Below are 10,104 nucleotides of genomic sequence, written 5' to 3' on the forward strand. Positions count from 1 at the left end.
TATTTATATACCCCAAAAATAAAGATTTACATCCAATCTTTGTCCTCAGATTCTACTTTATACAATAAATAGTTATTGATGTCATTAGCAGTTGCTAAATATATCTGTGGAATAGTTAGTGATTTTGAAGCTGAAAAGATTTTCACACTTGCCAATTGTCTTCTTTTTTGAAAAATAGTCTGCCGAATGGATACCGCTTGAATTTTTGAAATTTCTAAATAACTTGTGGTTAAATCTATCAATCCTCCACCTCCAACAGTGATATATTTATCATCAATACTATAATACTTTTTCTTGTATGAAAAGTAAATACTAAAACCAATGAATAGCACTATGGGTATATTCAAAAACAAATAGGATGTTGGTAAAAAAGCTAAACCAATATTTATGATTACTAATGGTATAACACTTAAAAAGGCGGCTCTGTATATATAATAGTTGTGTGGTTTATGTTTTTGGTTATTCGAAGCTATTTGAGGATAAAATTTATCTAACAGCTCATGAATTTGGGTATAACTCAAAGCAATAATATTAAACTTTTGGCGCTGTTTTTTATTCACCATAGCTTGTGTAAATGCCAATTGGTATAAGCCTAAAGCTTTTTTAAAACGGTTTGTGGAAACGGTTGTGGTTTGTATTCTCGAAGCTATTAAACCTAGATTGATTTTATTAAACAAGCCCTTGGTAATTTCCATACCTTTTTCTGTTTTGGTAACGGTTAAATCAAAATTTTGAATTAAAACCTTAACCAATGAAAACAGAAAGGATATGATTGAAAGTATTACAACAATGGTAACATTAAACAGTATCAAACCCATTAAAGATTGGCTGTCTAAGCTGAATGTTTCCTCTAATTGGTCGCTTATACTAAGTTGGTCAACAAAATCCTTGACATCATTATATATACCAATTAGGAAACCAAAAACCAGAATAAAACTTTTTAAATGGTTTTCACTAATACCTTCCAGAATTATACGTTTTAGGGATGCTTTAAAGTAAACCGTGTCGTCAGTTTCTTGTTCTACATCTTCTACTTGCTCTACTTTACTATCTGATAACAACAAACTTTTTAAAGCTTTAGCTTTATCACGAGGTAAAGCCATAATTTCAATTTCTGTTTTGTCATCACCTGCAGTTTCAATAGAAAGTGACACCACATTTATAAATTGCTGAAGCAAGTTTTGTTTGATGTAAACATTTTGAATTTTTCGTTTTGAAACTGATATCTCTTCTTTCTTTAGTATACCTTTTTTCAAAATGAAATAGTCATTACTAACATGAAAGACAAAATTTCTGTAACGAAGTATTGCTATTAAAATCAAAACTGAAGGCACTCCTATTAAGGAAGCTAAAACTATAGGGTTCGTTAGGTCAATAGATTTATCACCTTGGAAATACTTTAGTAAAAAAGCTACAATTAGAATTATTGAAGCTCTAATAAATTTATAAGCACTTACACCAAGAATTACGATAATCCCTTTTGCTGATTGACGTGAAGGTGTGTCAAAACTATGAGCGCTCATTAATAATATTGGTTAAAAACGCGTATTGAGCATCGGCAACATCCTTAGGTAGTCCTTTAATAGAGATGTCTCCTCCAGATTCTCCTGCAGAATACATTTTTAGAGTAGATATATTCAGTTTACGCTCCAATAAACCTCGAGATACTTCTATATGTTGAATTCTATTAAAAGGTAATGAGGTTGTTTTATTATTAAATAAACCTTGGGAGTAAATAATATCCTTTTCTCTTAGGGCATATTTTCGTTTTTGAAATCCAAGCTTCAGAATTACAACTTGAAGAATCAGTAATAGTATTATTCCTAAAATAATATACCAAAATACGTCATGAAAAGAACTATCATCTACAGCAAAGATTTTGATGGCAATTGCAGCCGCAATAAAAGCTCCAAAAAATAGAAATGCATTTATAAAAAGAATGGTTAAGTATCGCTTAGAAACAGCTTTATACTCTATATTTTCAATCTTTGGAAGATCTTCAATTTGTATTTGTTGATTGGTAAAAGACATTTAGGAATTCGCTATCAATTCTGCTATATCCAAAACAGAAATCTCTCCTTCTTTTTCTTTGGCCTTAACACCGTCCGTCATCATTGTATTACAATATGGACAACCTGTAGCTATAATATCTGGTTGGGTTTCTAAAGCATCTTCTGTTCTTAAAACATTGATATCTTTATTTCCTTTTTCAGGTTCTTTAAACATCTGAGCTCCACCAGCTCCACAGCATAAGGCCGTGTTTTTATGGCGTTTCATTTCTGTTAAATTTGCATTTGTACTTTTAAGTACATTTCTTGGTGCATCGTAAATACTATTCGCGCGCCCTAAATAACAAGGATCATGGAATGTGATACGTTTACCTTTATAAGTGTCCCCTTCGACTTTTAATCTTCCGCTTTCTATTAACTCTTGAATAAACTGTGTGTGGTGAATAACATCATAATTTCCTCCAAGACTAGGATACTCGTTTTTTAGACAATTAAATGAATGTGGATCGCAAGTCACTATGCGCTTTACTTCGTAGCCATTAAGAACTTCAATATTCATCATGGCTTGCATTTGAAATAAAAACTCATTTCCTGCACGTTTAGCCACATCACCAGTATTACTTTCTTCTGCTCCTAAAACAGCAAAATCTACATTGGCTTTATTTAAAATCTTTACAAAAGCCTTTGATATTTTTTTTGCTCTATCGTCATAACTACCAGCAGAACCAACCCAGAATAAGATTTCTGGTTGTTTACCTTCTGCCATATAATCTGCCATTGTCGGCACTTTTAGTTCCTCGCTCATAATTTATTCATTTACCCAGTTTAAACGATCCATTTGATTATACGGCCATGGTGCTCCATTGTTTTCAATATTGGTCATCATATTGTTCAACTCCATTGGCACAGCACTTTGCTCCATAACCAAATAGCGACGCATTTCTAAAATGATAGATAATGGATTAATACTTACAGGACATTCCTCAACACATGCATTACAAGTAGTACAAGCCCACAACTCTTCGTTAGTAATATAATCTCCTAAAAGCTGTTTGCCATCGTCTTTGAATTCACCATTATTGGCATCAATATTTTTTCCGACTTCCTCCAAACGATCACGTGTATCCATCATGATTTTTCTTGGAGATAACTTCTTACCAGTTAGATTTGCTGGACAAGCCGATGTACAACGACCACACTCCGTACATGTATATGCACTTAGTAATTGCACCTGACTTAAGTCCATAACATCACTTGCTCCAAATTTTGCAGGAGTTTCGTCCTCTGCTCCTTCTGGTGCAGCCGCAAATGGATCTGCGTTTGGATCCATCATTAATTTTACTTCGTTTGTAACAGCTTCAAGATTATTGAATTTTCCTTTCGGCTCAACACTTCCAAAATAGGTGTTTGGAAAGGCCAATAAAATATGTAAATGCTTAGAATAGTATAAATAATTTAAGAATACTAAAATTCCAACAATATGTAACCACCAAGCTGTACGCTCAATGGCATGAAGTGTTCCTTCTGAAAAACCTTCAAATAATGGTGAAATAAATTGAGAAATAACATTCCCTGAAGCCATACTCTGAAATGAAGTATCTGTAGCATTCATCACTAAGAATAAACACATTAAGACGACTTCAAAATAAAGAATGATATTACCATCACTTTTTGGCCAGCCTTTCATTTCAGAACTTAGAAAACGTTTTAGTTTTATGACATTTCTACGTATCCAAAAGACAATTACAGATACTAAAACTAGAACTGCTAAAACTTCAAAAGCACCAATTAAAAAGCCATAAACAGATGTTGGTAAGACTTGAAGACCTATACGATGCGTACCAAAAATACCATCGATAATGATTTCTAAAACTTCAATATTTATAATAATAAAACCAACATATACTACAATATGAAGAAAACCAGCAATAGGACGTTTTACCATTTTGCTTTGCCCTAATGCAATACGTGTCATGTTTTTCCAACGTTCAGATTTATGATCACTAACATCAACGTCTTTTCCTAGCTTAATGTTTCGGATGAGTTTTTTGATATTACGAGCAAAGTAGCCAATACCAGCTATTAGTATTATTGCAAAAAGAATATTTGGAATGTAGTCCATAATAAAACAGTCTAATTATTATTTATTTGCTCCTCGGTTGGTTCCTCGTAAGGAATCTCTTTTTTAGAGAGGATACGTCTGTATCTTGCAGGATGTAACTTTATGTCGAGAAGTAATAATTGTAATTCTTTAGAGGCTGCTTCTAAATTATCGTAAAGCGCTTCATCTTTCATTAATTTTCCTAGAGTACCTTCACCATTATCAATAGTTGCTAATAAATTTTGTAGTGAGCTGATGGTTTTATTTAACTCACCTATTGTATTAGAAAGCCCAGCATCTTTAAGCTCCGTAGTTAATGCATTTAAATCTTTACTGGTTTTATCGAAATTATCGAGAATTGATGAAATTTTTTCTTCGTTATTCTTTATCATACCCTGAACAGAATATGATGTACTTGCGAAAGATTTCAATGTTGTGTTTAATTCTGCAATGGCATTTTTTAGCCCTTTCTCAGAATCATCTTGTAAAAGTGCATTTAGATTATTCACCAGCGTATCTGTAGACTCCAAAGTTCCATCCAATCCAGAAGTTACCTTTGGTAAACTACTTTCTAAAGATGACATAAGACCTTGTTTTACTTCCGACTGAATATAATCTCCAGGTTTTGCTAAATCTCCATCATTGGCATCTACAATAGAAAGCGCATTGCCTCCCATAAGACCTGTTGGATATAATCTTGCAATACTATTTTTTGAAAATTTTAATTTAGGATTTACGGAAAACTCAACGATAGTTTTACCAGTTTGGTAATCATAACTTATATCTTCTACCTTACCTATTTTATTACCTTTTATAGTTACAGGTGATGAAGGGCTTAAAGCATTATAGTCGAATTGCGTATAGTACGTGTTGTTGTCGGAAAAAATATTCTTTCCTTTTAAGAATGTAAATAGATATAAAAATAAAGCAATCCCTAGTAAAACTAGTAATGCTACTTTGACTTCTCTTGAGACTTTCAATGGGCAATAGTTTGATTAAAAACAAAATTAGGAATAAATATATTAATAATGTTTTTAATTAGAAGCAGATTTTAACGCTTCGGAAACATCAATATTTTTTCCATCTCTGTAAGCCACAACAAAAGCATCGGGATAACCTGCTGATTGCGCCTTATCTTGAAGTGTTTTGGCTTCGTTATAATCTGATGTACTTCCTGTAAAATATTTGTAGATAGTTCCTTCTTTTTCTCGGGAAATATTTTCAAGACCTTTAAAGTTATAAGATTTTGGCTCTAATTCGTTAGAACTTGCGGCAATCTGTACCTTAAAAATTACTCCTTCAACAATCATAGGCTTGGTTTCTACTTCAGTAACCTCTGGCACTCCCACATCAAAAAGATGCGCACCAACGTTTTGGTCTAGTTCTTTTTTATATGAAATAATAGCATCTCTAATAGAATTTGCCATTTTAGACTGACCTGCTTTAGTATTAAGATAAGCGCCTTCACTTTTATTAGTTAAAAATCCTACTTCAACCAAAACACTAGGCATGTAGGTGTTTCTAATGACTAGTAGACTTGCTTGTTTTAATCCTCTACTTTTTCGTTTAGCATCTTTAATAAAATTGTCTTCTATTTTTCTGGCTAAAACAATACTTTGCTCTACAAAAACCTCTTGTTCTATACCAATGGCAATAGTAGATTCCGGTGAACTTGGATCAAAACCTGAATAGTTTTCTTTATAGTTTTCCTCAAGAAAAATTACTTCGTTTTCACGCTTGGCCACCTCAAAATTTCGTCCTGTATTTTTTTCACCTAAAACAAAAGTCTCTGTACCACTAGCTTGAGAACTGTGTGCATTACAATGTATAGATACAAATAAGTCTGCATCTTCCCTATTTGCTATATTGGCACGCTCGTGCAATTCTATAAAAACATCGGTTTTTCTAGTATAAATCACTTTGATGTTTTTATCCTTTTCTAGCTCTTTCCCTACTTGCAAGGTTACGTTGAGTGCAATGTTTTTTTCTTTGTAGCCATTTCCTAAATTCCCTGAATCATGTCCACCATGACCAGCATCTAAAACCACTACAAATTTATCATCTTGAGCATTTAAGCCTTCAAAAGATGTTAAAGAAGTGATAAATGTAAAAACTAGAAATACTATTATATATTTACGCGTCGTTTGCATATTGAATTTAACGTTTTTTAATCTCGGATTATTACTCGTGCTATTAAGTAAACTGTATTTTTAAACTTTATTATTTTAATAAATTAATCACAAAAAAATATCTGTACTTTTGCGATTCAAAAACCGAGCCATACTTTTACAAAAATACATTTAAAAGGATTGCGTACAAATAGTCTACACATACTTTTTGCCCTGAGTTTTACAGTGTTTATCAACACTTTTAGCTTTGCACAAGAATTACCAAAAAAGAGTACTTCAATTCCTGCAAAGCAAAAAGCAGACTCTACAAATATTGCAATCGGCTCTGTTCTAAATTTACCTGAAAACACTAAAGTGGTGGATTCTACAGATCAAGATTCGGTTAAAAAAGATGCTTTCCTTAAAGATATTGTAACCTATAAGGCCAAAGATTATGTTTCTATAAACCAAAAGGAACAGAAAATATACATGTACAATGAAGCTGAAGTTCTATACCAAGATATGGAGATTAAATCGGGCATCATTGTTATAGATTACAGTAAAAACTTGGTATATGCTGGTCGATTAAAAGACTCTACAGGCTACTCACAAAAACCCGTTTTTAAACAAGGTGCCAATGTTATAGAGCCCGATTCAATTATCTTTAATACGGATACAAAAAAGGCTCTTATTTACAATTCGGTTACTGAACAAAGTGGTGGAACCATTATTGCCGAAACCACAAAAAAGGAAAACGATTCAGTATACTTTATTAAGGATGGTAAGTTTACTACTTCTGAAAATTTAGATGATCCTGAATACTACATTAAGATGAATAAAGCCAAAATTGTTCCTAATAAAAAGGTGGTTACAGGCTTGAGTCAAATGTATATTTATGATGTACCGACACCTTTAGTGATGCCTTTTGCATTTTTCCCAATGTCTAAAAAGCAAACATCTGGAATCATTTTTCCTTCGTTTGGTGAAGATACTGGTAACGACAGAGGTTACTTTTTACAAAATGGTGGTTACTATTTTGCTATTAGCGATTATGTAGATTTAGCGGTTCTAGGAGACTATTACACCAATGGTAGTTATGGTATACGAATGGAAAGTAATTATGCTCTCCGCTATAAGTTTCGTGGAAATATGAGTTTTAGGTATGAGAACTTATTGACTAGCGAACGTGGCTTCCCTGATTTTGCTAAAAACACAATTTATAACATTAGATGGTCACATAGCCAAGATGCCAAAGCTAATCCTAGTTCACGTTTTTCGGCTTCAGTAAACTTGGGTAGTAGTCAATATTACCAACAATCGGTAAACCAGCTAAATCAAGCAAACTTCTTGAATAATACTTTAGCATCGTCAGTATCGTATTCAAAATCCTTTCAAGGCGAGCCACAAGTAAACATTAGTATGTCTGCTACGCATTCGCAGAATACAAGAACAGAAGCTATCAATCTTACTCTACCAACCTTTCAAGGTTCTATGAGTAGAATTTATCCTTTTGAACCTAAAACTGGAACTAAGAAAGGTGCTATTCAAAATATAAATTTTCAGCTGAATAGTAGAGCTGAATACCGCATTAATACCACGGATTCTCTTTTTGGAAAAAGTGAAATGTTTGATGATGCTGTTACTGGTATGCGCCACAGTATTCCTGTTACGACCAACTTTAAAGTCTTTGACCATTTTAGTGTAAGTACAAGCGCGAATTTTGAGGAAACTTGGACTTTAAAAACCATAAGAAAAACCTACGATCCTATAGAAGATGAAGTCATCGATATTGAACAAAATGGATTCGATCGTTTTTTAACTTATAATTTTGGTGCTAGTGTTGGTACAACATTATACGGTATGTACAATTTTCAACGTGAAGGTAAAGACCCAAAAATACAAGCGATAAGGCACGTTATTAGACCATCGTTGAGTTATTCTGTAAGTCCAGCATTCGATCAGTACTACGAAACTTATGAGGTTATTGATGCTGACGGTACAACCACCGAAGAATACACACGTTTTGAAAATTCTCTCTATGGTGTTCCAGGAAACCGCTACTCTAGTAGTTTGGGTATTACTATAGGTAATAATATTGAAGCTAAAGTACGCTCTAAAGATTCAACCAAAACAGAAGCTGAAAAAGTTTTCATCCTAAACAACTTAAACTTTTCTACATCTTACAACCTTGCTGCCGACTCACTAAACTGGAGTCCTGTGAGAGTTTCTGGTGGTACTCAAATTTTAAATAAAAAAATGAGTATTAACTTCGGAATGACTTTAAATCCTTATGCGTTAGATAATAACAATAGAGTAATTAATACCTACAACATCAATAACGGTGGAAGCTTATTCCGATTAACTTCGGCTAATATCAATATGAGCTATACGTTATCTAATGATAGTTTTTCTGGTACGGAATCTGAAAAAGACAAAGCTTCAGCCCAAGAAGCAGCACGCTCAGGTGGTAGAACCGACGGACTCTTTGGTAAAACAGAAGACTTTGCAGATAGGAGGCTCACAGATGATGATAGAACTGAAAACGAAGAAGAAAACAACGAGCTGTACAATTATAAAATGCCTTGGTCTTTACGACTAGCCTATGCTGCCAACTACAACAACACACGCAGAGAAAATGAGATTTCCTCGCACTCTCTGATGTTCTCAGGAGACATAGATTTATCCCCTCGATGGACAATAGGTGCCTCGTCTGGTTACGACTTTTTAAACCAAGGGTTCACTTATACACAATTACGTTTTGAGCGTGACCTTCTAAGCTGGAGAATGAACTTTACTTGGGTACCTTTTAGTACTAGAGCGTCTTGGAACTTCTTTATTGGGATTTCCTCTAACCTACTTAAAGATCTTAAGTACGATCAACGTCGTCAACCAGATCAACGTGTTGGAAATTAATCCGATTTTTCTTTTAAATTTACCTATTGTTTAATCTTTAAAAATGCTGTTTTACAGAAACAGTTCAGCATAGTATGAAAAAAATAATCAACACTACAAAAGCACCTGCTCCTATTGGACCTTATAATCAAGCTGTTTTAAGCGGAAATACCTTATATACCTCTGGGCAAATTGCTCTCAATCCTGAAACTATGGAATTGGTTTTAGACGATATTAAAACCGAGACTAAACAAGTGATGGAAAACATGAAAGCTGTTTTAGAAGCTGCTGACATGACGTTTGACAACGTCATTAAAACCTCAATTTTCATCAGTGATATGAACAACTTTGCGCAAATCAATGAGGTGTATGGGAGCTATTTTAATGAAGATACAGCTCCTGCCAGAGAAACGGTAGAAGTGGCTAACCTGCCTAAGTTTGTGAATGTGGAAATTAGCATGATTGCGGCGTTGTAATTCTTATTATATACCTGTTCAGATTATTTATAAATGTGAGAAATTGAATAGAGAACTATTCGGTTACCATTAATAACTTCTCGATACAAAATTCTTCCAGAATTCCACTCGAAATGACGATAACCTAATAATAAAACAATAGCATATATAAATTGAAAGGCTTACGTCAGTTCGAATGATTTCGAATGGCTGCTGAGCCTGTCGAAGTAGCATGAGAAATTGTATCGAGAACTATTTGGTTACCATTAATAACTTCTTGATACAAAATTCTTCCAGAATTCCACTCGAAGTGACGGTAACCTAATAATAAAACAATAGTATATATAGATTGAAAGCCTTACGTCAGTTCGAGTGATTTCGAATGGCTGCTGAGCCTGTCGAAGTAGCATGAGAAATTGTATCGAGAACTATTTGGTTACCATTAATAACTTCTCGATACAAAATTCTTCCAGAATTCCACTCGAAGTGACGGTAACCTAATAATAAAACAATAGTATATATAGATTGAAAGCCTTACG

8 protein-coding genes are annotated in these 10,104 nt (G+C 33.6%); 2 read left to right on the plus strand and 6 right to left on the minus strand.

What is annotated here, in order from left to right:
- Positions 1-26 precede the first annotated feature (26 nt).
- Genes QGM60_RS07390 through QGM60_RS07415 form a run of 6 tightly spaced genes read right to left on the minus strand, consistent with a single transcriptional unit; the run spans position 27 to position 6,260 of the window.
- On the minus strand, positions 27-1,523 hold the full coding sequence (locus QGM60_RS07390; RefSeq protein WP_281139599.1) for a PH domain-containing protein: 1,497 nt from the start codon (positions 1,521-1,523) through the stop codon (positions 27-29).
- Positions 1,510-2,031 carry a PH domain-containing protein gene (locus QGM60_RS07395; RefSeq protein ID WP_281139600.1) on the minus strand — a complete coding sequence of 174 codons (522 nt, stop codon included), beginning with the start codon at positions 2,029-2,031 and terminating at the stop codon, positions 1,510-1,512. Before QGM60_RS07395 ends, QGM60_RS07390 begins: the two co-directional genes overlap by 14 nt.
- A complete protein-coding gene (locus QGM60_RS07400) occupies positions 2,032-2,814 on the minus strand; it encodes a (Fe-S)-binding protein (protein ID WP_281139601.1) in 783 nt (260 codons plus the stop codon).
- Positions 2,815-2,817: 3 nt separating this feature from the next.
- A complete protein-coding gene (locus QGM60_RS07405) occupies positions 2,818-4,131 on the minus strand; it encodes a (Fe-S)-binding protein (protein WP_281139602.1) in 1,314 nt (437 codons plus the stop codon).
- A gap of 11 nt (positions 4,132-4,142) precedes the next feature.
- Complete coding sequence (locus QGM60_RS07410) at positions 4,143-5,090, minus strand: MlaD family protein (protein ID WP_281139603.1); 948 nt, start codon at positions 5,088-5,090, stop codon at positions 4,143-4,145.
- A 54-nt stretch (positions 5,091-5,144) separates the two neighbouring features.
- Complete coding sequence (locus QGM60_RS07415) at positions 5,145-6,260, minus strand: N-acetylmuramoyl-L-alanine amidase (RefSeq protein WP_281139604.1); 1,116 nt, start codon at positions 6,258-6,260, stop codon at positions 5,145-5,147.
- A 159-nt stretch (positions 6,261-6,419) separates the two neighbouring features.
- Between QGM60_RS07415 and QGM60_RS07420 the strand changes: the two genes are divergently transcribed.
- Together QGM60_RS07420 and QGM60_RS07425 are read left to right on the plus strand one after the other, a co-directional pair.
- Entirely contained in the window at positions 6,420-9,131 is a 2,712-nt protein-coding gene (locus tag QGM60_RS07420; RefSeq protein ID WP_281139605.1) for a putative LPS assembly protein LptD, read from the plus strand.
- 74 nt (positions 9,132-9,205) lie between these two features.
- Positions 9,206-9,586: a RidA family protein gene (locus QGM60_RS07425; protein ID WP_281139606.1), complete on the plus strand. Its 381-nt coding sequence runs from the start codon at positions 9,206-9,208 to the stop codon at positions 9,584-9,586.
- Positions 9,587-10,104: the final 518 nt, after the last annotated feature.

Origin of the sequence: Winogradskyella sp. SYSU M77433, assembly GCF_029911945.1 — a bacterium.
Classification (GTDB): Bacteria; Bacteroidota; Bacteroidia; order Flavobacteriales; family Flavobacteriaceae; genus Winogradskyella.